The sequence below is a fragment of the Globicatella sanguinis NBRC 15551 genome (genome assembly GCF_001552295.1).
GTDB classification, from domain to species: Bacteria; Bacillota; Bacilli; order Lactobacillales; family Aerococcaceae; genus Globicatella; species Globicatella sanguinis.
Genome location: NZ_BCQX01000019.1, coordinates 1 through 23,925 on the forward strand (window position 1 = coordinate 1; position 23,925 = coordinate 23,925).

At 36.9% G+C, this 23,925-nt stretch carries 42 protein-coding genes; 5 read left to right on the top strand and 37 right to left on the bottom strand.

The window, feature by feature from the left end; genetic code table 11:
- From GSA01S_RS02720 to GSA01S_RS02880, 33 genes are all read right to left on the bottom strand, one after another.
- Nucleotides 1–239: distal tail protein Dit (locus GSA01S_RS02720; RefSeq protein ID WP_157064755.1), on the bottom strand; the 239-nt coding region annotated here is incomplete at its 3' end.
- Nucleotides 239–2,389, bottom strand: coding sequence for a phage tail protein (locus tag GSA01S_RS02725; protein WP_066124625.1), 2,151 nt, complete (start codon nt 2,387–2,389; stop codon nt 239–241). The genes GSA01S_RS02720 and GSA01S_RS02725, both read right to left, overlap by 1 nt.
- Complete coding sequence (locus GSA01S_RS02730) at nt 2,390–2,770, bottom strand: DUF5361 domain-containing protein (protein ID WP_066124627.1); 381 nt, start codon at nt 2,768–2,770, stop codon at nt 2,390–2,392.
- A 14-nt stretch (nt 2,771–2,784) separates the two neighbouring features.
- A complete protein-coding gene (locus GSA01S_RS02735) occupies nt 2,785–3,045 on the bottom strand; it encodes a hypothetical protein (protein ID WP_066124629.1) in 261 nt (86 codons plus the stop codon).
- Nucleotides 3,046–3,049: 4 nt separating this feature from the next.
- On the bottom strand, nt 3,050–3,604 hold the full coding sequence (locus tag GSA01S_RS02740; protein ID WP_066124631.1) for a phage tail tube protein: 555 nt from the start codon (nt 3,602–3,604) through the stop codon (nt 3,050–3,052).
- Nucleotides 3,605–3,624: 20 nt separating this feature from the next.
- The gene (locus GSA01S_RS02745) at nt 3,625–3,960 is read right to left on the bottom strand and encodes a hypothetical protein (RefSeq protein WP_066124633.1); all 336 of its coding nucleotides are present in this window, start codon (nt 3,958–3,960) and stop codon (nt 3,625–3,627) included.
- Nucleotides 3,957–4,160 (bottom strand): hypothetical protein, encoded by a 204-nt coding sequence (locus GSA01S_RS02750; protein ID WP_245631247.1) that lies wholly within the window; start codon nt 4,158–4,160, stop codon nt 3,957–3,959. Before GSA01S_RS02750 ends, GSA01S_RS02745 begins: the two co-directional genes overlap by 4 nt.
- A gap of 4 nt (nt 4,161–4,164) precedes the next feature.
- On the bottom strand, nt 4,165–4,527 hold the full coding sequence (locus GSA01S_RS02755) for a hypothetical protein (RefSeq protein ID WP_066124636.1): 363 nt from the start codon (nt 4,525–4,527) through the stop codon (nt 4,165–4,167).
- Complete coding sequence (locus GSA01S_RS02760) at nt 4,490–4,909, bottom strand: phage Gp19/Gp15/Gp42 family protein (RefSeq protein WP_066124638.1); 420 nt, start codon at nt 4,907–4,909, stop codon at nt 4,490–4,492. The genes GSA01S_RS02755 and GSA01S_RS02760 overlap by 38 nt, the downstream gene beginning before the upstream one ends.
- A gap of 11 nt (nt 4,910–4,920) precedes the next feature.
- Nucleotides 4,921–5,202 (bottom strand): Rho termination factor N-terminal domain-containing protein, encoded by a 282-nt coding sequence (locus tag GSA01S_RS11050; protein ID WP_066124641.1) that lies wholly within the window; start codon nt 5,200–5,202, stop codon nt 4,921–4,923.
- 1 nt (nt 5,203) lies between these two features.
- Nucleotides 5,204–6,100, bottom strand: a complete 897-nt coding sequence (locus GSA01S_RS02770; protein ID WP_066124643.1) for a phage major capsid protein — start codon at nt 6,098–6,100, stop codon at nt 5,204–5,206.
- A gap of 23 nt (nt 6,101–6,123) precedes the next feature.
- Nucleotides 6,124–6,600 carry a phage scaffolding protein gene (locus GSA01S_RS02775; RefSeq protein ID WP_066124645.1) on the bottom strand — a complete coding sequence of 159 codons (477 nt, stop codon included), beginning with the start codon at nt 6,598–6,600 and terminating at the stop codon, nt 6,124–6,126.
- 118 nt (nt 6,601–6,718) lie between these two features.
- On the bottom strand, nt 6,719–6,904 hold the full coding sequence (locus GSA01S_RS02780) for a hypothetical protein (RefSeq protein WP_066124648.1): 186 nt from the start codon (nt 6,902–6,904) through the stop codon (nt 6,719–6,721).
- 10 nt (nt 6,905–6,914) lie between these two features.
- Nucleotides 6,915–8,318 carry a DEAD/DEAH box helicase family protein gene (locus GSA01S_RS02785; RefSeq protein WP_066124650.1) on the bottom strand — a complete coding sequence of 468 codons (1,404 nt, stop codon included), beginning with the start codon at nt 8,316–8,318 and terminating at the stop codon, nt 6,915–6,917.
- 54 nt (nt 8,319–8,372) lie between these two features.
- Nucleotides 8,373–8,993 (bottom strand): hypothetical protein, encoded by a 621-nt coding sequence (locus GSA01S_RS02790; RefSeq protein ID WP_083513158.1) that lies wholly within the window; start codon nt 8,991–8,993, stop codon nt 8,373–8,375.
- Nucleotides 8,983–10,281 carry a phage portal protein gene (locus tag GSA01S_RS02795; RefSeq protein ID WP_083513164.1) on the bottom strand — a complete coding sequence of 433 codons (1,299 nt, stop codon included), beginning with the start codon at nt 10,279–10,281 and terminating at the stop codon, nt 8,983–8,985. Before GSA01S_RS02795 ends, GSA01S_RS02790 begins: the two co-directional genes overlap by 11 nt.
- Nucleotides 10,282–10,413: 132 nt before the next feature.
- The gene (locus GSA01S_RS02800; protein WP_066124653.1) at nt 10,414–10,764 is read right to left on the bottom strand and encodes an HNH endonuclease; all 351 of its coding nucleotides are present in this window, start codon (nt 10,762–10,764) and stop codon (nt 10,414–10,416) included.
- Nucleotides 10,765–11,077: 313 nt separating this feature from the next.
- Nucleotides 11,078–11,545 (bottom strand): RNA polymerase sigma factor, encoded by a 468-nt coding sequence (locus GSA01S_RS02805; protein WP_083513159.1) that lies wholly within the window; start codon nt 11,543–11,545, stop codon nt 11,078–11,080.
- Between the two features lie 85 nt (nt 11,546–11,630).
- Nucleotides 11,631–11,858 carry a hypothetical protein gene (locus GSA01S_RS02810; RefSeq protein ID WP_066124660.1) on the bottom strand — a complete coding sequence of 76 codons (228 nt, stop codon included), beginning with the start codon at nt 11,856–11,858 and terminating at the stop codon, nt 11,631–11,633.
- On the bottom strand, nt 11,859–12,152 hold the full coding sequence (locus GSA01S_RS02815) for a MazG nucleotide pyrophosphohydrolase domain-containing protein (protein ID WP_066124662.1): 294 nt from the start codon (nt 12,150–12,152) through the stop codon (nt 11,859–11,861).
- A gap of 11 nt (nt 12,153–12,163) precedes the next feature.
- The gene (ssb, locus tag GSA01S_RS02820; RefSeq protein WP_066124701.1) at nt 12,164–12,577 is read right to left on the bottom strand and encodes a single-stranded DNA-binding protein; all 414 of its coding nucleotides are present in this window, start codon (nt 12,575–12,577) and stop codon (nt 12,164–12,166) included.
- Nucleotides 12,578–12,586: 9 nt separating this feature from the next.
- Entirely contained in the window at nt 12,587–13,108 is a 522-nt protein-coding gene (locus tag GSA01S_RS02825) for an NUMOD4 domain-containing protein (protein ID WP_066124663.1), read from the bottom strand.
- Nucleotides 13,108–13,749 (bottom strand): DUF3310 domain-containing protein, encoded by a 642-nt coding sequence (locus GSA01S_RS11055; protein WP_245631248.1) that lies wholly within the window; start codon nt 13,747–13,749, stop codon nt 13,108–13,110. The genes GSA01S_RS02825 and GSA01S_RS11055 overlap by 1 nt, the downstream gene beginning before the upstream one ends.
- Nucleotides 13,742–13,978, bottom strand: a complete 237-nt coding sequence (locus GSA01S_RS02835; protein ID WP_066124665.1) for a glutaredoxin domain-containing protein — start codon at nt 13,976–13,978, stop codon at nt 13,742–13,744. The genes GSA01S_RS11055 and GSA01S_RS02835 overlap by 8 nt, the downstream gene beginning before the upstream one ends.
- 3 nt (nt 13,979–13,981) lie before the next feature.
- Complete coding sequence (locus GSA01S_RS02840) at nt 13,982–14,377, bottom strand: RusA family crossover junction endodeoxyribonuclease (RefSeq protein ID WP_083513160.1); 396 nt, start codon at nt 14,375–14,377, stop codon at nt 13,982–13,984.
- Complete coding sequence (locus tag GSA01S_RS02845; protein WP_066124669.1) at nt 14,370–15,356, bottom strand: phage replisome organizer N-terminal domain-containing protein; 987 nt, start codon at nt 15,354–15,356, stop codon at nt 14,370–14,372. Before GSA01S_RS02845 ends, GSA01S_RS02840 begins: the two co-directional genes overlap by 8 nt.
- A gap of 36 nt (nt 15,357–15,392) precedes the next feature.
- Complete coding sequence (locus GSA01S_RS02850) at nt 15,393–16,130, bottom strand: hypothetical protein (RefSeq protein ID WP_245631250.1); 738 nt, start codon at nt 16,128–16,130, stop codon at nt 15,393–15,395.
- A 2-nt stretch (nt 16,131–16,132) separates the two neighbouring features.
- Complete coding sequence (locus GSA01S_RS02855) at nt 16,133–16,552, bottom strand: hypothetical protein (protein ID WP_066124673.1); 420 nt, start codon at nt 16,550–16,552, stop codon at nt 16,133–16,135.
- 13 nt (nt 16,553–16,565) lie between these two features.
- Nucleotides 16,566–17,495, bottom strand: a complete 930-nt coding sequence (locus tag GSA01S_RS02860) for a recombinase RecT (protein WP_083513161.1) — start codon at nt 17,493–17,495, stop codon at nt 16,566–16,568.
- A complete protein-coding gene (locus tag GSA01S_RS02865) occupies nt 17,495–18,445 on the bottom strand; it encodes a YqaJ viral recombinase family nuclease (protein WP_066124675.1) in 951 nt (316 codons plus the stop codon). The genes GSA01S_RS02860 and GSA01S_RS02865 overlap by 1 nt, the downstream gene beginning before the upstream one ends.
- Before the next feature lie 166 nt (nt 18,446–18,611).
- Entirely contained in the window at nt 18,612–18,815 is a 204-nt protein-coding gene (locus GSA01S_RS02870; protein ID WP_066124676.1) for a hypothetical protein, read from the bottom strand.
- Nucleotide 18,816: 1 nt separating this feature from the next.
- A complete protein-coding gene (locus GSA01S_RS02875) occupies nt 18,817–19,122 on the bottom strand; it encodes a DUF771 domain-containing protein (protein ID WP_066124680.1) in 306 nt (101 codons plus the stop codon).
- Between the two features lie 12 nt (nt 19,123–19,134).
- The gene (locus tag GSA01S_RS02880) at nt 19,135–19,881 is read right to left on the bottom strand and encodes a phage antirepressor (RefSeq protein WP_066124681.1); all 747 of its coding nucleotides are present in this window, start codon (nt 19,879–19,881) and stop codon (nt 19,135–19,137) included.
- Between the two features lie 84 nt (nt 19,882–19,965).
- Between GSA01S_RS02880 and GSA01S_RS02885 the strand changes: the two genes are divergently transcribed.
- Nucleotides 19,966–20,223 (top strand): hypothetical protein, encoded by a 258-nt coding sequence (locus GSA01S_RS02885; RefSeq protein WP_066124686.1) that lies wholly within the window; start codon nt 19,966–19,968, stop codon nt 20,221–20,223.
- Here GSA01S_RS02885 and GSA01S_RS02890 read toward each other — a convergent pair.
- Nucleotides 20,220–20,408 carry a hypothetical protein gene (locus GSA01S_RS02890; protein WP_066124688.1) on the bottom strand — a complete coding sequence of 63 codons (189 nt, stop codon included), beginning with the start codon at nt 20,406–20,408 and terminating at the stop codon, nt 20,220–20,222. The two genes, GSA01S_RS02885 and GSA01S_RS02890, sit on opposite strands and share 4 nt — an antisense overlap.
- Before the next feature lie 54 nt (nt 20,409–20,462).
- Between GSA01S_RS02890 and GSA01S_RS02895 the strand changes: the two genes are divergently transcribed.
- Nucleotides 20,463–20,690 (top strand): hypothetical protein, encoded by a 228-nt coding sequence (locus GSA01S_RS02895; RefSeq protein WP_066124690.1) that lies wholly within the window; start codon nt 20,463–20,465, stop codon nt 20,688–20,690.
- Here the strand turns inward: GSA01S_RS02895 and GSA01S_RS10685 are convergent.
- The 3 genes from GSA01S_RS10685 to GSA01S_RS02905 are packed head-to-tail and all read right to left on the bottom strand — an operon-like array spanning nt 20,668 to nt 21,334.
- Complete coding sequence (locus tag GSA01S_RS10685; protein WP_157064757.1) at nt 20,668–20,838, bottom strand: hypothetical protein; 171 nt, start codon at nt 20,836–20,838, stop codon at nt 20,668–20,670. The genes GSA01S_RS02895 and GSA01S_RS10685 overlap by 23 nt on opposite strands.
- A gap of 12 nt (nt 20,839–20,850) precedes the next feature.
- The gene (locus GSA01S_RS02900; RefSeq protein WP_066124692.1) at nt 20,851–21,084 is read right to left on the bottom strand and encodes a hypothetical protein; all 234 of its coding nucleotides are present in this window, start codon (nt 21,082–21,084) and stop codon (nt 20,851–20,853) included.
- Between the two features lie 34 nt (nt 21,085–21,118).
- On the bottom strand, nt 21,119–21,334 hold the full coding sequence (locus GSA01S_RS02905) for a hypothetical protein (RefSeq protein ID WP_066124694.1): 216 nt from the start codon (nt 21,332–21,334) through the stop codon (nt 21,119–21,121).
- Between the two features lie 168 nt (nt 21,335–21,502).
- Here GSA01S_RS02905 and GSA01S_RS02910 point away from each other — a divergent pair, with 168 nt between their 5' ends.
- The 3 genes from GSA01S_RS02910 to GSA01S_RS02920 all read left to right on the top strand — a co-directional run bounded on the left by GSA01S_RS02910 (nt 21,503) and on the right by GSA01S_RS02920 (nt 23,818).
- Nucleotides 21,503–22,105 (top strand): LexA family protein, encoded by a 603-nt coding sequence (locus tag GSA01S_RS02910; protein ID WP_083513162.1) that lies wholly within the window; start codon nt 21,503–21,505, stop codon nt 22,103–22,105.
- 14 nt (nt 22,106–22,119) lie between these two features.
- On the top strand, nt 22,120–22,608 hold the full coding sequence (locus tag GSA01S_RS02915) for an HIRAN domain-containing protein (protein ID WP_066124696.1): 489 nt from the start codon (nt 22,120–22,122) through the stop codon (nt 22,606–22,608).
- Between the two features lie 112 nt (nt 22,609–22,720).
- A complete protein-coding gene (locus GSA01S_RS02920) occupies nt 22,721–23,818 on the top strand; it encodes a site-specific integrase (RefSeq protein WP_066124698.1) in 1,098 nt (365 codons plus the stop codon).
- Nucleotides 23,819–23,925: the final 107 nt, after the last annotated feature.

Here is a 23,925-nt window from a genome sequence, read left to right on the forward strand (position 1 = left end):
TCGGTGGAATACAGAAGCATATTCAACCTTTCTAAGTTATACATCACGTTTTTAACAATAGTGATATCAATATCAAGGACGATTTGACCTAGTTTTGAGTAGTAAAACCGTCCACCAGATACTAAGTTGTTAACGTGAAATGAATTCGTCTGTGGTGCAGTAATGGAAGGCTGAACGGAATTAATCACACAATATCTCGTGAATTCAAAACCGTCAAAATATCCTTTAAGAATATTCATTAATAATTACCTCCCATTCTGTTTAGTGTCACTTCTCTGATTTGTTGTTGTTTAGTCAACGGGTCGTTTAATTCCCTTGATACTTTAGCACGGTCTAAGTATGAGTTAGTATCTTTAGCCACTAACTTAGACACACCGCTTACGATATTTTCCAATGTCTCATACATAAAATTCTTTTCTTGTGTATCATCACGCAATTGAATTTGACTAGATAGTAGATGTTGTTGGTCAAGTTGCGCTTGTGCTACTGTTAACCGATTTAAGTCGTCTTGAACAGAATCATCAATACCCACAGTCGCTAGAATTGAACCGGAATATTCTTTTGAAAATGTGTCATTTAACGTGTCTTGAATCATGTCAGATACGCTTAGTACCGTCCGTTTGACTGGTTTAAAGCCGTCTTTTAAACTGGTATTTAAACCACCCATGATAGCTTTACCAGCCGGAATTAATAATTTCCGGTCATAGTCAAGTGGTCCCTTATTATCCTTAATCCATTGTCCAATTCCACCGATAAATCTTTTACCATCTTCCCAAGTCTGTTTTAATCCATCAATAAAACCATTAATGATTGCTTTTCCGGCTTCTTTTAGATCAATGCTTTTAAATTCCTCGATAATTTCAGAACCCATTTTGCCAATAGAAGTTAAAATATCTTTTACCATTGACTCTAATCCATCAATTAAAGACGAGATGATATCAGCACCTGCTTGAACGATATCTGGCCATAACTCAACAAATTTATTAATTATTTTAGTGATGATTTCGGCTGCTGATTCGTCAATTTCAGGTAATTTCTCTGTGATCCCACTAATCAAATTAGTAAGGATTTCCTTACCGTTTTCTACCAATTTAGGAAATTCTGTTACTAAGAATGAGATAAATTTAGCGATTGCATCAATTGCACTTTGCCCAATGGCTGGCAAGTTATTGGCAATTCCAGTCACTAAGTTTAATAATAGGTCTGCTCCTGCTTGTAATATAGTAGGCAAATTTTGAAAAATAAACTGTGCAAACCCAATCACAACATCAGTCGCTATTGAAAGTAAACCAGGAATCGCTTGTAAAATACCATTGGCGATATTGGTTAAAATTTCCACACCTTTATTTAAAAACTCAGGTAGGTTAGCTGTGATGCTATCCAAAACACCTTGAAAGATTTCAATAAAATTCGATAGCATGGCTGGTGCTTGAGATAGTGAACCGTCTGTTAGGTTCTTTAAAATATCTTGACCTACTGTCTTTAATCGTGGAAGTATCACTTTTATTGCGGTACTCACCACATCAGGTATACTTTTGACGATATTGCCAATCATAGGTAAGAAGTTATCCAGTAAAAACGTCAATGTCGTTTCTGTTAATGCTTCTAAAGCCGGACCGACGTCTTCACCAAGTGCTAAATCTCCTAAGAAGTTCAAAGCCGCTGCTTTCATGGAGTCAAAAGACCCACTAAAGGTTTCACTTGCTTCTTTAGCAGTCGTACCGGTCACACCCATTTCATTTTGGATAACATGAATCGCATCATACACATCAGATAATGAATCGATATTATATTCGATACCAGAGATTTTAGTTGCATCTTCTAGCAAGCGTTCCATCTCTTTCTTAGTCCCGCCGTAGCCAAGTTTCAGGTTGTCCAGCATGGTATAATTCTGCTTAGCAAAACCCTGATACGCATTCTGAATATCTTGAATATTAGTACCAAACTTGTTGGCATTATCTGACATATCCCGAATGGCCATATCAGATTGTTTCGCAGCCTTTTGCGTATCTCCACCTAAAGATTGAAGTAGCGATGCACTGAAACCAGTGACGGTTTCCATGTAGGTATTAGCATCCATTCCGGCTGTCTTATAAGCTTCTTTAGCGTTCTTAACCACCGTATCGGCAGAATCTTTAAATAGTGTTTCAACACCACCTAATGACTGTTCAAGTTTCGCTCCTTGTTGGATTGAATCGCTAATCACTTTCCCAATCCCTGCAGCAGTAATGACACCACCGAGCACTTTGACTAAGTTTCCGCCTAACATACCACCTAATGATAGTCCTGCAGATTTTGCTTCTCCACCGAGTAAGTTTTCCATTTTACCTTGAATACCTTCAGCAGACGGTATCAGTTGTACATACGCTTTTGCAATTTCAGTAGCCATCTAGTCACCTCCTTGCCTTTTTATTTTCTCTATAATTCTTTGTCGTTCTCTTTCAAATTCCTCACCAGTTTCAAACCCAACGATTTCCGATTCTTCTTCGCCGTTAATCAATAAGTTGTAAATTGATTTAGGACGGTTGAGACCTTTTGGACCATCTTCCGTTTGTGCCCACCATAACAATGCGTTGACATCCACTAAATGCGCTAATAGCATAGTTTCAAACGGTAACTTTAAACCTGATGCTATTAGCTTAATTCTGGAATTGTTTGGTAAACCATACGCAAAAACAGCTACTATTTTAGGCGGTAGCTGTCGATAGTCGTATATTTGATAGTATTCTGCTAAGTCGCAAATTAAAGCATCTTCGTCAAGTTTAATCATTCTGGCAAGGGCTACTATTTTTTTGATTCACTTAAAGAATCGAAAATAGCTTTAACTTCAGCTAACATCTTATAAACGTTAACAGTACCGTCATCTTCTCGAATATGGTCTTTTAGTGCTTTCACTTGTTCGGTACCAAGTAATTTATTTAATAGTTTTGGTGTCACCAAAGGATTTTCGTCCACTTCAGCAATCATCTCGATTAACTCATAATCTTCTACTATGTTGTCTTTGACTTCAAATTTAAACCCGGTTTCTGTTTTGCCCTTAGCCATTTAATTATTCCCCTTTCGCAATATACTCGTAGTGAGTGTTCCCCTTGTTATCTGTTAAAGCTTGAACAGTCACACCATACCCAACGTTTTCGTTGTCTTTATAAGTAATAGGGTCAACAGCAGTAATTTTAGCTATAGGCAACACCGTGCGTTTTAGGTGGCCACCTTTAAGAATCATATCAATTACAATGACATGCTCTGGTTTATCAGATGAATTGACATTGATGGTGATACCAGTTTCTAATGTACCTGAAACGTTATTTTCACCGTAGATTTCTTTTAACACCTCGATATTTAACCCTTCAATCAATTTATATTTAAAACTATCAGATGATTCTGTCTGAACGCTATTAACGACATCACCACCCCACGCTTTAATGTTTTCTGATGTGATAGAGTTCTCGTTTGTTAATCCGTCGTCGGAAACATATCCTAATGATTTAAATGCCGGATCTAATGATTCAACTGCATCTAATGGTAATTTAGAACCTAGTTTGGCTGTATAGATTGCTCCGCCTTTCTTGGGTTTAGCAGCCGTTACTAATAATGAATTTGACATTAATTAATTCCTCCTTAATATTAATAATGATAAATGTTAAATACTGCTTGATAGCGTGGACGTTTGAGACTTAAGTCAGGAAAATGATAATCGGAGTTTAATCTCACTCCCGATACTTCAGCTAATGTGTCTAAATCGTCCATCACTTCTTTGACTTTCTCGTTTAAAACAGCAGTTTCATATGTGGTCGGTGCATAGCTTTGAATAGCAAATACCGACGATTTTAAACGATTTTCTTGACTGCCACCTGTCTTTTCAATAATCACAAAAGACTTTGGCATATTGTCTTGCAATTCAAAAAAAGACGGCACATTAAGATGTCCGTCTAAGTATTGTTTAATCACGACTTCTATCATTCATGCACCGCCTTTAATAGTGTATTATTCTTTGAATTATCTAATAATGCTTTAAAACTTTCTGCCGTAACAGAAGCGTTCGCTCTTCCCTTACCAACATAAATATCCGAAACGTAACCATCACCGCAATGGTTACGGATATTATCAGCTTCGGATTTTAAGTATGCTTGAATTTCTTCAGACTTTAAAAGTTCTCGCATTCCTTTATGATTCATTTTGACTTTGACCAAATCGCTCCACCATCACTTTCTTATTCCATTCCAAAGGTATCATATCTTCCATACCTTCAACGGGTATGCCGAAAGTCTGCCAACGTTGACCAAAGAATCTCACTTCTTTGTTTTCCCAATCATGCGTATCGCCTTTGGGTATTCCTAAAGTATAGACAGCCCGACGTCCTTCTAAATTCAAATGAGTGATGATTTCATTCGTTACATGTGAAATTGGTGCGATAATCACATTATCCACTTCGATTTCTGCATCTTCATACAATGTTTTCCCGAACGGGTCAGTACCACTCACTACCTTATCAATCAAAATAATTTTCTGGCCACGGATTCGTGTCATAGAATTCAAGCCCCCTTATGGATTGTTTTCTAAGGCCTAGACGCTTCAATTCATCATTCTTGATGAATAGCCCACCGCCAGGCGAAAGGAACGTTCCTGACCAAGAATAGCCTAATGCCGACTGTGATTCTTGAACCATTGGTTCTTTATCGGTGGGAGTCATGAGTGTTCTGGCCACAATGTCCACTGTTACTGATTTTAAGACAGTTGAGTAACTAGGACTGTCTAATGCACGTTGATCTAAATCAATTCCGACTTTATCAGCTTCAATCCTTAATAGGTCTGATACGACTGGTAGAAGTGCTTCGGCTCTCGTCTGTTCGTCAAGTGACATAGGTCTCCATAGAGCAGTGAGTTCATCTAGCGTTGCAAAATCTGCCATACGCTCACCACCTATCCGTTAAAGGCTTCCGCAATTAATTCGATAATCTGTGCTTTAGTTGCTTTTGACGGTAACGTAATTTCATTATCTTTCGCATATTCTTTTAACTCTTCAACAGTCATAGCTGTTAAATCAAAAGTTTCTGCTTCTGGTTCTTCTTCGAGTGGTTCTTCAACGACTGGCTCAACTTCTTCAACTGGTGCTTTAGGTTCCTCAAAAGGAACCCAGTCACCACCTTTCACAGGGACGACAACATCAATTATCGCCCCGTTCTTAGTGTTTATAAATTTCAATCTATTCACCTGCTTCCGTGATACGAGCGAAGTATTCAGGTGCTAAGATTCCCCATCCTAAGTATACTTCAGCACGGATGTAAACTTGGTTGTAGCCTTTTAAGTCTAAACCAGAGTTATCTGGATCACCATATTTAATGATTTCTAATGGAATTTGTTTAGCATAACCCCATTTGAACGCATTTTCAAAGTCACCAATATAAGCGTGTGTAGTGTCTTTAGCCATATCCGATACAGTACGGTTAACTTGGATTGGTAATCCGTTGATGGACGTAGGAGCATTCCCCCATGCTAAATCTGGGAACAATGCAGTTCCATCTGCTTTAACTTGTTTTGCTAAAGCAGAGCGGAATGCTGGAGCCATTGCCATACCTGTAATTTCTCCGCCGGTTCCTTGTGTTAAAGCGATAGCCGACTCTACTGCTCCGTTAGCATTTTCCACACCTTTAGGCGCTTCGGTTACTTGCGTTACTAAGTTATCAAAGTGGTTAGTACCTACAACTGTTGATGCTTGACCTGTACGTGGGTTGACACCGTGGAATGCTGCTAAGTCTAAACCACGCGCTACTTTCTTAGCGAATCCGTCATTAAATTGTTTTAAGATATTTAATTGTTCTTCTTCGGAAGCGTATAAGAACTCATCCGATACACGCGCACCATACTCAAATTTGATTGGCACGATTTTACGTGGCGCTAATGAAATACCACCTTCAGATTTCTTGCCTGATTCAGCTACAATATCAATTTCCTTATCCATATTGAAAGTAAATTCTTTCAATCCATTGAATGGAATTGCAACTTGTTTTGATAGAACTGCTAATGATGATTTTCCTTGTACTTTTGAAATTAAATCTTTAACTAATACCGGATCAAATAATGTTCCTCGTTCTAATACCATATTTTATAATCTCCTTTTTCTATTTATTCTTCTGAATTAATTGTCCCTAACAAACCACGATAAGCATTATCGATTGAATCGCTTGGAACTGGGTCTGTTGTTCTTAACGGCGCAGGTTCTGGTCTACCAATAAAACCTGCTAACTTCTCGGCATCTGCTTTCAGACTAGCTTCATCTTCACCGGTTAAGCGGTCTGCTAAATCTAGTGGGATGTTGTTTTGAAGTGCGATTGTACGTTTCAAATCTTTAGTCTGTAATGTTTTGAATTGTGTCTCTAATTCAGTTTTAGAAGCTTCCAATTCTGAATATTTATTGGCATTGTTAGTCTTTTCTTCATTCAATGCTGCAATGGTCGTTTCTAACTCTTGGGTTCGTTCCTTTAAAGTTTTCAACTCATCCATTGTTTCTTTGCCTACTTTAATAGACTTACCATGTTCTGCCATAATCTTATCGATTGATTCATCTTCTAATCCTAAATTTTTCAAAAATTCTCTGTTCATTGTAAACGCTCCTTCTCGTTTTGATGTCGCAGTCCGACTGCGTGAAGTTTCTTATTTGACGCATAAGTACGATAGTTTAATGTCGTTGCGGACAAAATAAATAGCCCTATTGCTAGGACTAAATTTTATCTATTGTATAAAGTTCGACTTTATCAAAAGTGAATTCCTTACCTCTGATATTGCCATTGATCATGCTGTCATCTAACAATACGCGATAGGAAGTTTCTGTTATATTTTTTACGACTCCGGTCAAAACTTTATTATCAACAAATATCATCTTAACTCTGTCGTCAACTTTAACCATTTAACCACTCCTAATAAGATACTCTTTGTTTGCGTTTTGGTTTCATCTCAACGCATGCCCAATAGGCCAATATCATGCTATCCATTAACGCTATATCATAATCATCAAACTGTGATTTATAACCAAAACCACCGTTGCTACCAATAGGTCTTTTCTCGCAATTTGAAATAACTTCGGTTAATGACGGTTGATTCTTATGTTTGATTGTTTGCGCATTCAAACCACGTTCGAACGTCGCATTGGCTTTAATCACTTCGCCAACAGTCGGAAGTATCGGGTCCGGTTTAATTCTTGCTGACTTCATTTCAGATTCCAGTACTCCTTGACCACCAGCACCATCAATAATCACTTTCTCAACTTGCGCACGATTTAAGAAATCTAAAATCCAACCGTTCCCATTCCGAATAGATTGACAGTCAATTGCTTCAATGAATATATCATCATCTTCTGTTTTAACTGCTATTGACATAGCCACGTTAACACTGTCCTTACCGTATTTAATACCAACGTATAATTTTGATGTTAATTTAGGTAAAGATTCAACGCTTAATGCTTCCCAGTCTGCTTTCGAGATAGCAGAACGACGATTGTATGATGGCCAATACCCTAAACGTTGGATATTATGGTCAAGTTCATCTTCACCCAATTCCGCTTCGATTTTACGTTCATTTAAGTGATATCCCATTGATGGATTGGTCTCGTACCAGGCATCAACATCCCGTATATCTTTGAGTTCCGACACAGACCATTCTGCCCAAGCAGAATATTTAAGACCACCGTTTAAAACCGTTTCTCGGTAGTTCGTAAAGACCGTACCGCTTGAAACGGGTGTCGGTGGAGTTCCATACATAATCGTCTGTGGATTGTCTGCATCCGTTACTGTATATTTAAGTGCAGATTCTTGGTCAATCGTGTATTCTTGCGCTTCGTCAATGACCAATAGGTCAAAACCTTCCCCTAAACCACCGGTAGATGTACGTGTTCTAAATTGAACAATGCCACCGGTATGGTAAAGTTCTAAACGCTCTTGGCCTTTTGCTTTAATAGAATTAAAATCAGTCCCTTCAACATAACCCATCTTTTCAAGATATTTCTTCATCTTTTCATAAGACGAATGAGAAGTTGAAATTCTGTGAGCAGTATGCAGAATACGTTGACCATTTTCTAGGCCCCATAATTCCCGAATGTACACATCTTCTGTTTTACCGTTTCGACGGGCGATTGAGTAACCAAACTTCTGATGTGTCCACAATCCGTCTGATTCTATCGCCATCATTGGCTCTAAAAGATTAATTTGCCACTCGTACGCTTTAAGGCCAGTTTTTGAATAAATATCAACCGCTTCTTGCGCTAAAGTCTTGTCGTAATCTAAATAATAACTGACAGTTGGAGTCTGTCGTCCAAATCTAACGATAGTATCACCTTCTTTAAATCCATGTTAACCCTATCGGATTGGGAGATATTGGGATCACCTCCATGTTTTGTCCCACACGTTTTGCGTTTTGCCATCTCCTGGGTCATAATCCGTTTCGCAACGACAGTTTTTGTGTCGTCGATACACATCCAGATTACTAACTGGATAATCATAAACTCCAACAATTCTACTGCACCATTCGCAGCATCCTCTATTAGCAGTCCGTCTAATTTTAGGATTTAAACCTGACTTGTAATGGAAATCGGCATTAGCTTTGAGTGTGTCATCAACAATCGACTGACTAAAATTCACAATTGGGTCACCTAAAATCCATTTGATGTTATCAAATACTTCTTCATCTGCTAGTCGTTGAATCAATCCGTCAATCCTATCTTGGTTTAAAGTAGGATATTGACCAGCGATTGATATACCTGCTCGATTATTTAATAATTCTTGAATCTGTACAGTGTTTTCTGCCACTAAATTAAAGTTCTCAACCATCATCGGGTCAATGACTTTTTGAGCGATATTGTAATACATACGGCCATGTGGCAACATGTCACTTGATAAGTTTTCTTGAAATACTTCGGCCAAAATTTGACCAATATCGACTGAATACTGATGTGCTTCGTGATAAGTGGCCGTACCGAACCTAATCTTGTCTTTAACTGTCAATAGAGTCTGGCGGGACGATAACTTCTTCTGGAATTCGTCTTGTAGTTTCTTTAGTAGTTCCTCCGATATGTCCATTCGTTTCACCTTTCAATCCAGTTAGTTCTCTTAAATTCTTAGCACCAAAGTAACCAGGATACGCTTGGTTAATCTTAATGATACCGTCACCAATTGCGCTAATGGTTGCTGCATCCGGTTCAAATACTGGTTCCCATTTATCAACCGTCTCATAAATTTGAGAACGGTTATAAGCGACATTATCTCTCACACAAGCTGCGATATATCCGACATTTAAGAATCCTGTGCCAAAGTAAGATTGCGCTTTTCTGGCCATTACTCGTAACGTTTCATGGCTCGCTTTAATAGCTTCGGCAGATGACGGATTGTCCGTCACGAACCCTAAATCATCTAAAGTCAATCCTGTTTCACCTGCAAAAAGTGCCGCTGCCATTCTCAACTGTTCGATAAACGGACTCATTGAGTTGACATTAAATTGGCCTAACTTTGGTGAGTCTCCATTTTCGTCTTTTGTAAATTCAATCATGGTTGAAACGGTAGCTTTCCACCCATCAATCTTTTCAGAATCTTGGCTTGTTCCGACAACATACTTTTGAGGAAACGAATAAAATTCTGCAGTTACGTCCGACCGTTCCAAAGTGCGTTTAGCATAATTTTGGTAATACATTCCGGATCGTGTAATTCGTGACCGTCCAAACGGTCTGACTGCATCCGGCTTGTAAATAATAGGAACTAATAACGGAGCAGGTGATTTTGATTTATATACGCTTGGTTTTTCAATACCTTTTCGGTATACATATGTGACACCAGGTAGAAAATAAGCTTCAACCGTAGGATTATCTGATTGATCTTTTTCTAAAATTGCATATCCTTCTTTTAGTAATCCAGTAATTGGATCAATAACACCAGTCGCATCATACGCATCAATGACTTGCAAGCGCGGAAACCCCTCGCTGTCCTTACTGATGTAGACAAAACAGCATGAAGCAATCAGTGCCGACTTAATGGCTGAATCAAAAAACACATCCGCGTTATTTAATTTGAAAATATCATTGAATTTGTAGTTGTCGTTTTCAAATTCTCTAAACACCAACCTATCTGCTAGTGCATCTACTGCTTTAGTAGTCCACCCCATAGTAGATTTAAACATTCGTTGAATTTGCGCCGGCATGGTAAATGACCGATTGTAAACATGATACTTAGAGTCATAATACTTATATCTAGTCTCAACTCGTGGTCTATGGTGGTTTAACTTACGCTTTAAATAGTCCATTCCTTGTGGCAATGTGCAACACTCCTTTCAAAATTTTATGTGTCGTCAAACTTTGTGATATCCCGCGCGAAAAAATGTACAGTGCGGCATGAAGGTCAGAGCGCACATGGGGAGGGGGTGGTATGCCCCCATCTATTTAGACGGCCTGTAAGCCACCCAATCAGTAGATAATGGTAGAACCCTATTACCTAAAACTTTATTTGATTTAACCGCATTTTCTTCATGTTTAAACAGCTTATCTGATTTCTGTCTATTGCAGTGCCAATGTGCCAGTTGCAAGTTCCTAAGGTCAGAGGGGTGGCCCCCTTTTGAAATTGGTATAATGTGATCAATGACAGGACTTAAAGGATTGGGAGCCTTTAAACTAAAATCAACCTCGTGTCCACAGATTCCACAAGTGTTCTCTGTCTGCATGATGCGCTTCTTGTTCTTATTGTAGGCACTGCGGTGCGTGCCTACCTTATCGGTACGTACAATAGCCATAGGGGGTCTCCTTTCTACCATAGGGGTGGGGTTAAAATAAAAAGCACTCCAATTAAGGAATGCTCACAGTTATGCAATCGGCACTTTCGATAGTGCCACCGATACGGTGTATCAATATACGATTGCTGTATATACCACTCTTTCGAGTGCCTAGTCGGATGCCTCCATTCGCATATGGACTAGGATTTTAGGAAGGAAGTATATTATATGAATCTCACGCGTACCTGAATTGGTACACTAATACTGTATCACATACACATCAAGCTTTCGATACTATTAAGGTACTATCTTAAATTGCACCTTTTCCACACAACTAAGGTGTATCTGCTCTATACTCTGTGATATCGTCTTGATAATACTGAATGAACTTCAACGACTGCCTAACGATTGCGTGTCTATGCTTTATATGACTTTCAGAATATCCCAGACTTCTGGCCACCGCTTCTAAAGTCATTCCTTCAACATATTTAAGTTTTACTATCTTCTGATCCAATTCATCAAGTCGATTGATTATCTGCATCAACTCATCCATTTGCTTCTTCCTGATGCTCAAATCTTCTTCAAGCTTAGCGATAACACCTTCCAACTTACTCGCTAATGACTCGTTAGTTAATTTAACATCCATCAAGTCTCCTTCAACCCATCGAGTAAGCTCTAACTTAGACTTAGATAGTTTCCATTCAAGTAATGCTATCTCATGTTCTAGCTGCTTGTATTCTTTCAACCACTCAAATTTAATGATAACCACCACCTTAATGTTTGTGTTCCCTTGGCTTGTCATCCAATAATGGATATGAACTTTTGTTTGTAGGTAAAGTGATAACAGCTACGATAACTGATACTGCAATGATTATTAACCAAGCCATCTACTCCACCTCTATTCTGAGGATGTCATCTACATCAATTTCTATTTCTTCGTAAAGGCAATACTCCACCGTTATACTCTCTTTTGTATTGCTTTTGTTGTAACCAATGATAGTTCCTTGCTTGATAACCAACTCGTCCGTCTCGATTAGGACAGTGTCTCCCTCTCTTAACTCTACATAGTTATCATCTAGTGATATTCCAACTAATTCAGTTAATAAATAAGCCATCTACTCCACCTCTTTTATGAAAACACCGTCCACCAACTTACCTTTACGGTCTTTAATCTCGTCGTACGCTTGATGCACGCACTCATTAAAATCAATGTCCATTGTTTCGCATAATGACACTAAAGTTACGACTATATCACCAACTGAATCTTTGATTAACTCTGCATTGGCTCTAGCTAAAGCGGCTGCCAACTCTCCTACTTCTTCCACGACTTTTAAATACTGATCTCGTGGATGTGCTGTGTGGATGTTACGATTTCTTACCCATATTCTTATTGATTTTATAATATCCATGTTGTTACCTCCTAAAATGGCAAATTATCTTCACTGATATCTACATGCGTTCCAAAGTCGTTAAACGGACTATCTTGCTGTACTGGTGTTTGCTCTTGCTTTTGCCCACCACCACTAATTAAAGTAAAGTTCTCAACGATTACCTCTGTTACATATACCTTTTGGCCTTGTTGGTTGTCGTAATTTCTCGTGTTTATTCGCCCAGCGACAGCAACCATTTGTCCTTTATGCACGTATCTGGCTAGTGTGTCGGCACTATCGCCCCAAATTTGACACATAATGAAGTCCGCTTCGTACTCACCTTGTTGATTCTTAAATCGGCGATTGACTGCTAAAGTAAAGTTTCCTACCGACTTGCCATTTGGTGTCTTTCTCAGATCAATATCCTTAGTCAATCTGCCCACTAAATTAACACTATTAATAATAATCACTCCTTAATAATATAATCTTTTTATTTTTAATCGTTTTATGTAATTGAACACTGTGCCTTTTGCAACATCATAATGTTCTGCGATTTCATCATAATTCCATCCTGCATTTAACATCTCAACCAATTCATCTCGCTTTATTAAATCCCATTTTCTTATATACAATCCAGTATTGATCGCGTGGTTAACATTTTCTTTCTGAGTACACCATTCTAAATTCGTATAATGGTTATTCAATGGATTTCCATCAATATGATTAATTAATGGTTTATTTTCAGGGTTAGGAATAAAAGCTTCAGCAACCAGACGGTGTACCATCACATCATCCTTATCCTTGTTTTTCCTTAACGATATTTTCATTCTAGAATATTTGCCATTTTTATTTGGTTTTTGTTTCCAACCATTAATAATCTTTGTTTTTTTAATGTACTTATGACCATTCCAACTAATTAAACTTTTGACTCTTCCGTAACTACTGATTTGATAAAGACCCTCATAACCTTTGATGTCTTTCCAAACTTCAGTCATTATTCTGCCCCCTCTATTAACCACTCGATATTCATCTTGGCTTTCTCTAAATCTTCTTTACCGTTCTTCTCGTACGCTCTTAGTAGATACTCCACAGCGCTACACCATCTATGGGCCACAATACCCGCTTTGTCTTTCACGAATTCTTCTAACACTTGTTTAACTTCCAATCCATTAGTACCAACATAGTGACTTGGTTTAACGACTGCATTATTTTCTTTATTCAAATTCTTCTCCACCCATTCTTCCACTGTTTTAACTTCTACTGCCGGAACTTCTTTAACTACTGGTCTCGCTTTGGTTACAGGTTTGGTTTTTGGCTCTTTGTTAGCTTGGTGCCCTTTGCTGATTCTCATTCCAAAACATTGCTTACAATGCTTTCGTCTTTTATTTCCTTTAAGCTTTGGAAATTCTTCAATCGGCTTTGGTTTACCACAATCTTCGCAATATTGAATTTCATCAATTTTATACGTCTTAATATCAGAATCTTTAACAGCTTCCAACACTTCAATATCTTCGCGCTTAAAGCTCTCTTTATGGTCATTCAATTGAACCACCACCGTATGTAAATTAACTGCTGTTATCTTGCCTTTCTGCCCCTTAGCTTTGACAATATAACCCGGATATAATTCTCTACTCATAGAGCAATCCCTTCAGTCTATCTGGTCTAAATCCGTGGAAAGGTATTTCCCCCTCGATTACAATGACCGGTAGGCTGTTAAAACATAACTCGTCTTTAACGTATGCTAAAGCTGTATCATCTAGATCCGCACGAATTTCGGTATACTCTAAGCCTTCATCTTCTAGCCACTGTTTGGTAAATTTACACTGCATACAGTTATCTTTTGAATAAACAGTTACTTTCTTCATCTTCTACAACTCCTCGATTCTTATTTCCACTCTAGGTTCTTCTGCGTATAATTTTCTAGCAATCAATTCCACTATTTGATTGTCATCATGGTAAAGCATGCCATTTGATGCGTCTAAAACCGACTTAACATAGTTATCAATGTCCGGCTTAGTTGTTGGTAGTAATTCACCACTGATAGCCTTAATCCGTTTAACTTTGCTAAACGACTTAGGTATTCTACGATAGACAGTTAGCTCAACTTTAAGCGGTCCATCTATTGGCTTTAGTTTTGCTTTCTGAATCGTCACTTTTACATAGCGTTCATACACTTTTGTTTTTTCAGGAGTATATGTACCGTACCGCCCTAATCTAGGACGGCCTTTTGGTACACACTCTCCCGGGATTGTTAGGTTAAGCATCACTTCCCTCCTTAAACCCATCCATCAAGCTTCTAAATTCTGATAATAAATCTTCACCATTATCTGTTGCTGGTTGTTTAGTCTGTTCAGCTTCTTCCGTTTCCTTAGCCCAGTAAGGTTTTATTTCATCTTTCTTTTGCTTACGACCGTAAGGAACTTCATTCTTTTGATATGCCTTTTGCTCTGCTGCTACATCATCTAATGTTTTAATACCTTTTGTTAGCCAATTTTGCATGATGCCTTTAGCATAGTTGTATGACTTTTGATTTTCCTGTGCGATCTGCATTGCTTTAATTGCTAACTCTGGTGATAGATCACTACACCATTGCATTAGGTCTGACTGGATATAATTTGATAACACACCAAAATTATCTTGGTAAAAGTGTAAAACTGACTGCAACTGCGGCTCATCTACTACGTTAGTAGTAGTCTTACTTCTTACATCTATCTTCTTACTTCTATCTTCTAACTTCTTACTTCTTACTTCTGTAGCGTTAGCTAACGTCGACCTAACGTTAGGTTTTTCTACTAGTTCTTTAAGCTGCTCTATGTCATTAGGCATCTCTTTTTCTGTATAACCTAACTCGCGTAATTTTTGACGGTAATAGTATCTTTGTTGGCGTTCTCTGTTTTGCACTTTCATCTGATTCATCTTGTCGGTACTTTGGTGTTTTTCCCAATTGGTAATGTCAATCATTCCGTCTGGTGAAATTTCAATCATGCTGAATTGATGCAAAACTTTAAGACCAGACCTAACGACATTGATTGGTATGTTTAATATCGTTGATAACATCTCGTCACTGTACGCTAGGTTCTGTCCGAAATAAACCATTCCGCCATCGTTAATCTTGCCAGCTAAACATAATAAGTGAATCCAGAATAGAACGATACTATCGCCCTCTGGCATGGTTCTGATAAGCTTAATCTTCTCATCATCAAACATGTTTACCGATAATTTTATCCATTGTATTTCTGCCATACTCACCACCCTTTCAAAGCTTATGGAGGATTCCCCCTAAGCTAAGATAGTTAAGTTAACGAATTTTTTTAGCGCTTCTGTTAGGTACTTATGTACACGATTTTTAGCTTCTAACTTCCATCTTCCGCCATCTGCTTCAAACAGTGCCATTTGCGCATTGGTGTTAATACGGAACACGAATTCACTCTCAACTTGTTCAACCTCTGCAAAGGTGCGATAAGGCGCCAATGTAACTGGGTTAGGTGCTTTGCCTTTAGTCTTACTTGCTACACCATTCTTAATCACGGTCACTTGTGATGCACCATCATCTTCAATATCTGCGCCATTTTCGATACTAATTTTTGAAATGTAATCTAGTAATAGCTCTCTGTCTGCTCTATTTACAAACTGTGATTGCAGCATGATATTAAATTTCTCTGATGACATGAACTCATCAAATCGAATTCTAGGAAGTTCCGCTTTTACCACAAGTAGTTTGCTTCTAATCTCTCTATCATCACGTTGTGTATACACCGTTACCAAATCAGCATCTTCCACTACAATGATGGCTTGCTTTTTCTGAATACCATCTAAGTTATTTTTGTAGTATTCAACCAAGCTTCCTAATGTGCTAAGTTCTAAAGGTTTAGGATAATCTCGTTGTGGGATTAATTGTGTCATATCGTTTCTTTTGAAGTCATACCATTCATTACCGTGCTGGTCTTTGATAATCTTTTCTGATTGGTTATTAAGTTCTACTGCGTACTCTAAAGCATCTTTGATATTTTCTGTCATAATTAAATTCCTCCTGATTTGCGTTTGTTAAAGTCTACGATGGTTTCGTTTTCGATTTCGTCTACTACTTCGCCTGCATCTGTTTTTAAAACATTATCTTCTGGATCAAAAAACATTTGACCTCTCACACCACTTACTAATTCATTCATTGCCACCATACCTGTATTGATATCACGACCAATTAACATGGTTGTTTCTGTCTTAACTTGTGGCTCTAGCTTACTTTTAATTAATACCTTAGTTGCTAAGGCATCGCGCTTTTCATTTGGTTTAAAATCAATCTCAATGATTAATTTTCGTGACTTATCTGCTTCTGTGTTCAAATCCAAAATGTTGTTAGCAATCTTACTAAGTTCATTCTGAATACGACCTGCAACTTCGCCTTCCGCTAATGTCTGTAAATCAAAATTTAAATTTGCCATTTATACATTCCTCCTATTCTAGTTTTGACTTTATTTTTGTTGGAAATAACTCACCTTGTTCGCCGATGATTTCGCCAGTGTTTTCATCAATTTCAATGTGGTTAATAGCTTCAGCTGGATCAAACTCTGGTTCAACAAGTTCAGGTTCAGACGGTGTCACATCTTTAAAGATTCCATTGCCCTGTTCATCAAAATCATCAAACACTTTCTCATCACTCACGACTGCTTTTTGGTATTCGATAGACAAAATACCCCATTTGTTTAACATATTTCGTAATACTGTTTTTTCTGCCATGCTATCGTAATCACTAGCCCACACGTTAGTTAGTTGTTTCTTGTCTTTCGCTTTGTTATTTCTGATACGGTGTGCTTCTACTTGGTCCTTGGTCCAGTAAACAGTCTTTTTAAAACCGTTTAACAACTCAAAATACCCAAAATACCCTACCACTTGTTCACTTGTCTTAGCATCAAAATCAATATCTAATTCTTCTGTCAACGGATTCCATGATTTTAATTGCCCTTCGTATACCGTCCCGACATTTAAATGCTTGTACTGTCCACTACGTTGCGCCAATTGCACATAACCTTTATACCCTAAGATAAATTGTGCTTTCTTAACCCATTTTCCTGTCGCTTTGTCCTTCTCGTTAAATGGTACTAAGTAAGCAAAACCGAATTGTTTTTCTAGTGGTAAATCTAATTGTGCTGCTTGCATAGCCCCAGCGATAATTGACATAGGTTGACTGTCTGCTAAATACGCATCATTATTAACTAATGTGATTAATGAACTGGTAAACTGTGCCGATTTATCTTTAAGGATTTGCTTAAATTTGTTTTGGATCATTGGGTTTTCCAATAAACCTTTTACTAAATTAGGTGCTGTTGCCACACTGTTATTTTTCTTTTCTGCTAATGCGTTTTTAATTGAATCTGTTGTTGCCATTATTTATTCTCCTTTACTGTGAATCGCTTGTAAGTTGTTTCTTTGCTGTATTGCTTGTACACATCAGGCATTTCTTTCTTCAATGTTTTTGAATCGATTGAAGTACGTTTCGCTTCCTTCCATGTCACTTTAAACTCATCAGATAATAATTCATCTGCTTCATTCTCGTACATATAATTCTTTAACTTGTTTTCGATTTCTGTTTGATATTGCGTAAGCTCCTTGATTTGAGCTTTTACATTGCCTAATTCGACAAGTTTTTCTTTTTGTGATGAAAGTATCGACAAACTGTTTAAAGGCTCGTAATCGACTAAATTTAAAGCTTCTTTTGTTGCTGATGAACCGTCATTTTCAGGCGCTACATTCTTCAGAACATTTTCATTCCAAAATTTAATCGCCTCTTTGGTATACATGTCAATTAATTCTTGATCTCGTTCAATCTTTTTAAATTTAAAATCATGGTTTCCAATCACAACTGCGATATATGCATAGTCATAATCAAGCACATTTAAGTAGTGTTGCACTTGCATTATGTAGCTTGCTGGTATTTCATCTTCATACCATTGACTTGAACTAAAAGCACTAGTTGTCTTGCACTCTAGTAACGCTTTTTCGCCAATTATTTTTCTGTCGATATTAGCTAGTAAAAAACTGTAATCTTTATGGTAGTGGGTTTTATTATCTTTTTGGACTTTTAAACCACTTTCTTGTTCAAACAATCTAGCAACTAAATCTTCTAATTCATTTCCAACTTGAATTGCTATCTTATCTGATATATCAGGTGCTTCAATCCGTCCTGTTTTTTCAAGCCATAATTGGTAAGGTGACTTGTATTGGTTAAGCCCTAGCATGGTACCAATATCACTACCACCTAAGCCTTGTTTTCTAAGCTCTAGCCATTCCTGTTCATCTTTTGCGATGTCGTATGTTTGTTGTTTAATGTTTTCCATAATGGTATAATCTCCTTATGAAGTAATTTTCATGGTTATTTCTTTAAGTCGTGCTGCAACACGGCTTTTTATTACGTCAAATTTTGAATATCTATACACTCTGACAATATCCGTCAAGTGTTCCTCATCACCTGTCTTGACATAATTATCAATCGATTTGCGTATACTATCTCTTTGCCATCTCTTCATCACAATTCACCAATCCGCTATCAATCAACCTTTTGTCAATCATTTGACACATCTGCTCTCGTCTTTCACGTTCTTCATTAAACCCACCCATACGGATAAGGCCGATAAATAGATACGTAAACACTAAACCAGCTATCAATACTAACCCTAAAATTTCTTTAGGTTCTTTAAACTCTTTCAATTTATTTCCCCCAATCAACTCTTCCGAAGTTGTCTATTAACCACTTGTTAAATGCTGTTTTATTCACTCTCCAAGGAACTCTCTTCTGAGATGGATAGTAAATAATGTTTGGTTCCAATTCATCACGAAATGGATAAAGTAATTTGTTTTTCAAAGTATCAAGCGTCTTGATATTAAGTCTTTCTTTTAGCCAATCAATATCACCTATGGAGCCGTCTTCCATTTGCTGTTCAAGCTCTTGTATCTTTAACTCATACTCTTTTCTGATTACTTCCTTTTCTAGTTCAAGGATTTCTGCAATGCTCAATTAGATCACCTCCTATTCCATTTCTACTGTCGGTACATAACCGTGGTTAGTTAATAAATTATGCAAGAATAATCGTCCCTTTTGTGTCCATTTCGTGTGTAGGCGAGAACCTTCACCACCGTTATATTCCACCGTTTGACTTTGCGTATATCCCAATGGTGCATATTTTTGATACAGCAACCATGTTCCACCTTGTTTGTATTGGACACCCCAATCATTTAATAGTTGGTTTAACTTCGTGCCACTCAATCCATAGTCTTTTGCAATTTGAGAAATCGATACAAGTGACTTGCTTTGCAAAATAACATCATAGTAGCTGGCTTTAGGTTGAAGCTCTAATACACGTTGTTCTGCTACTAAACGTTGTTCACGCTCCGCCTTAAGCTTTTGAAGTGCATCAATTAAGAAGTCCGGATTGTCTAGCAATTTATCAGTCGCATATACACCATGTTTTCTGATTGTTGGTAGAACTTCACTTGTCACCCAGCGTTTGAACTGCTTAGCGTTAGGTAGTTTGCTAGATAAAATCAAGGAATATAATCCAGATTCATTAATAACGGTTGTTTCTTGAATTCCTCCGTTAGTAGGGACGGGATGTTTCATCCCATCCTCTTCATCAACATGTCTGGCTATTGCTTTTCTAGGTTCGGAATAACCCAACATCTGTGCTACATCTTTTCCGACAAAAAAAGGCTCGTTATCAATTAATAAGGTTCTTACTTCGCCAAATTCAATGTTTTTGAAAATTTGTAATTCCATTTGTTTCATCCTTTCTAAAAATGTTATTAACTTTTGTTTGCGTTTTCGTGCTATAATATTCCTCAATGAGAGGAGGTGAAAATTATGCTATACAACAAAAAGAAAATGAGTGAATTGATTATGGATCTATTAGAAAATAATATTCTGCATAGAGAAAATTTGACTATTTTAATGACAGAATTAGCTAATCAAGACTTTTATAAACAAATGAATGAAGATCAGCAGAAAAATTTTATTTCTTTCCAAGATGCCTTAATCAAATTTATTGCATTTAATTCAGTAGTTACCACTTTAGATTTATTTGAGAAACTACCTAACAAGGATTTAAAAGTTGATAATTAATCCATTTTAAATCTTGCTCTGTCTAATTTTTGAGAAACTTGCATAAGTGCTTCAACTGCTTTTTCAGTTGAAATCTTTAAATCATCAAGGCTAACATCTTTCTTTTTATTTTCTAATCGCGCTACCACCACTCCGACTACCAATCCTGTGGTGACTAGTGCGACTGTTTTTATGTGTTTTTTCATTTTTTAAAATTCCTTTCGTGATATAATTACCTCTGTGGAAGGAGGTGAAAATGTATGTCTAATCAGATAAATGTTGATTTAAGTAAAATTGATGTACCTGCAATCGTTGAAATAGCTCACAAAGAAGTAATGGAATTAAATATCTTTGAGAATATATCGGCGACTGGCAAAGATGGTAATGAAGTTTACAATAATCTGACTGATGCGATATCGCACAAGTATATGCAAGAGTTTAGTTCAGCATTATTTAGAAACTTGATTAAACATAGTCATGTAGATTAATCTTTAAGTTTTTATGATCAAAGTTAGAATAGACTAGCTTTCCATCTTTGAAAGTGACTTTAAGCTTATCTTTCTTATTCAGCACTACTTTCGTTGCTACCCCAATAGCGATGATGGTTAGTGCTGTGTATTTTATGTATTTTTTCATAATTCTCACCCCCTAAATATTTTGATATGCGTAAATTTCCTTGCCGTACTTCTCTTCCATATCCAACCAACCATTCCACACATCATCATGCAGGACAGTTCCGTTTGAATTAATAATGATATGCGCTGCATCACTACCAAATTCTTCATGCTCTAGTTCGTAGCATGGTTCGCCACGAAAGATGTATTCGTCTACTACGTACCAAGTTCCAATATGGCCTTTTACTTTGATTTCTTCTTGTTTCATTGTGTGCCTCCTGTTGTATCGTTTACGATACTTTTTAATTAAAAAAAATAGTCTCTGTTTCTTCTGGTGATAAATGTAAAATGTCTATCAAACCTTGAATTTCTTTTCTATCAAATTCACTTTGACCATTTAGTTTTCGATACCATGTCACTTTAGACATGCTAATGCCCTGTTCTGACAACTTATCGATAACTGTATCTGTTTTAATTCCTAAAGATACAATTTTACCTTTTAGTAAATTAACTTGCATTTCTCCACCTCCTTTGTATCGTTTACGATACCTATATTAACACCTAGAAAAATAAAATGCAACACTTTTTTTATAAAAAATATATTTTACGATATTATTTCATTAAAATAGTTTATTTAATGTATCATTTATGATACTATTTATATATAACAATGGAGGTGTATCGAAATGGTGGATATTAAATCACTTCGGGAAAGAAAGAATCTAACTCAAGAAGAAGTTGCTGATCGTGTTGGTGTAACAAAAGCGACCGTTAGCAAATGGGAAAAAGGCGATATTGAAAATATGAAACGAGATAAAATCGCTAAGCTATCAAATGTTCTTGGCATATCGCCGTTAGAATTGTTAGGTATGGATGTGCCTGCTAATGCTATTCCAGTGGGAAACGTTGTCCGCATTCCTGTAATAGGATATATAGCGTGTGGAGAACCTATACTTACTGATGAAAATATTAGTGAGTACAGAGAAGTTTTTGATAACGACCTACCAAAAGGCGAATTATTCTTCTTACAGGCCAAAGGCGACAGTATGGAACCCAAGATACCAGATGGGAGTTATGTGATGCTTAGACATCAACCTGATGTGGAAAACGGTGAGATAGCTGCCGTATTGGTGAACGGTGATACTGAAGCAACTTTGAAACGAGTGCGTAAGTTAGATGAAACTATCTTACTTGAATCCTTAAATGAGAAATATGCACCTTATATTGTTAACGAAAATAATCCAGCTCGTATTATCGGCAAGGCTGTTAAAGTTGAATTTGATTTATGATAGGAGGTGAAATGATGAAGAAAATTTTATGGCTATTATTTTCAGCATTATTTGCTAGTGTAGCTGTTGCATTCATTGGTGATATGTTTACGTTTAAAGAACCTTTGATTGATTTATTAAAAGTACTCCTATCATTAGGATTTGCTTATTTCGGTTTTATAAAAGCTACTAATAAATCTATTCAAACTCCTTTCTTGAAGAAACAAATGAAACCAATGAAATTCCAATTGGCTTCGTTCGAATATTACCAATCATCTTTAAAAGCCATGCACGAAGAATTTGGGAACATTCAAAATGCTGAAGTATTTGAAGATGTATCGCTTAGGCCAGAACCGACTAATAAACATGATAAAGATGCAATTGCTGTATATTACAAAGATAGTAAAATTGGTTACGTTCCAGCATCACTAACACATGAAGTTAGAAAAGTTATAAATGGAAAATGTATTTTGCGGGTCTATAATTACAACGACTATACTAGAGCAGAATTATTAATAAAATAAAAAAATCCCACTCCCCTGTCGCCAAACAAACGGAGTGAGATCAACCAACAAACAACCCATATATAGGGCTATTTGCTATGCCCTATTTTACCAAAAATAGGAGGTTTTAACAATGGCTGTGAAAAAAGATAAAGCCACAGGCAAGTGGTATGTAAGAGTATCATATAAAGATGCCGAAGGTAAATATAAGACAAAAAACAAATACGGTTTTACGACCAAAAAAGAAGCACAGATTGTAGAAGCGAAATACGAAATGATGAAACAAGAAGGTATTGATTTAGATGCCGAAAAAGATATGACTATCTTTGCGAACTACTTTGAAGATTGGTGTAATACATTCCGAATCGGTAAATTCTCAACTGGAACCGATAAGAAGTATCAACATGAAATTAAATTGGTAAAAGAGTTTTTTTGTAATACGAGATTAAAAGATTTAACACGTACCAAATACCAACAATATATCAATGAACGTGGGAAAGACCGCAGCAAGAATACCGTTGAGAAAACTCACGGATATTTAAAGAAGTGCTTATCCTATGCCCTAGCCGACGGTTTAATCACACAAGACCCGACATTTGGAGTGGAGCTAGCATACGATATTGAAGAGCAAGACCGAGTGAAATATTTAGACCTTGAAGGCTTTAATAAGCTTTATCGTCATTTATTATTTAAAGACACCATGAACGACTTAATGTTATTTATCGCCCTATCTACTGGCTTACGAATTGGCGAAGTATACGGCCTAGCGTATGATGATATTAAAGAAGATAGCTTAACCGTCAACCGTGGCTATGATTATCAGATTGATTTTGACTTTACAAGTGGAAAGACTAAATCGGCAAAGAGAACGATTGTCATTCCAAAGGAATTGTATGTAAAGGTGCAAAAGTACAGACTTCAAAATAGCATGATTAATAATAAATATCTTTTCTTAGATCCACTAAATAAACCAAGGATAACCCACAATGGTTTAAGCAAGCATCTTCAAAAGACACTCAAACAATTAAAATTGCCTAGGGTTACAATCCACGTTCTAAGACATACGCACGCATCAGTTTTGTTTTATAATAAAATAAACATTGGTTATATCAGCAAGCGACTAGGTCACTCCAATATATCCGAAACTCTGAACACTTACACTCATATTATATCGGAGTTAGAACAGACAGCGAATGAAGAAATTCAAAGCATTTTTGAAGTCGCAAAATAGTCGCAAAATGTTTTGATTTTATATAGTTTTAAATAGACAAATAAAAAGGCTAAAGCATTGATATAACAACACTCTAGCCTTTATTAGCTTTAAATAGCTTTATAAAT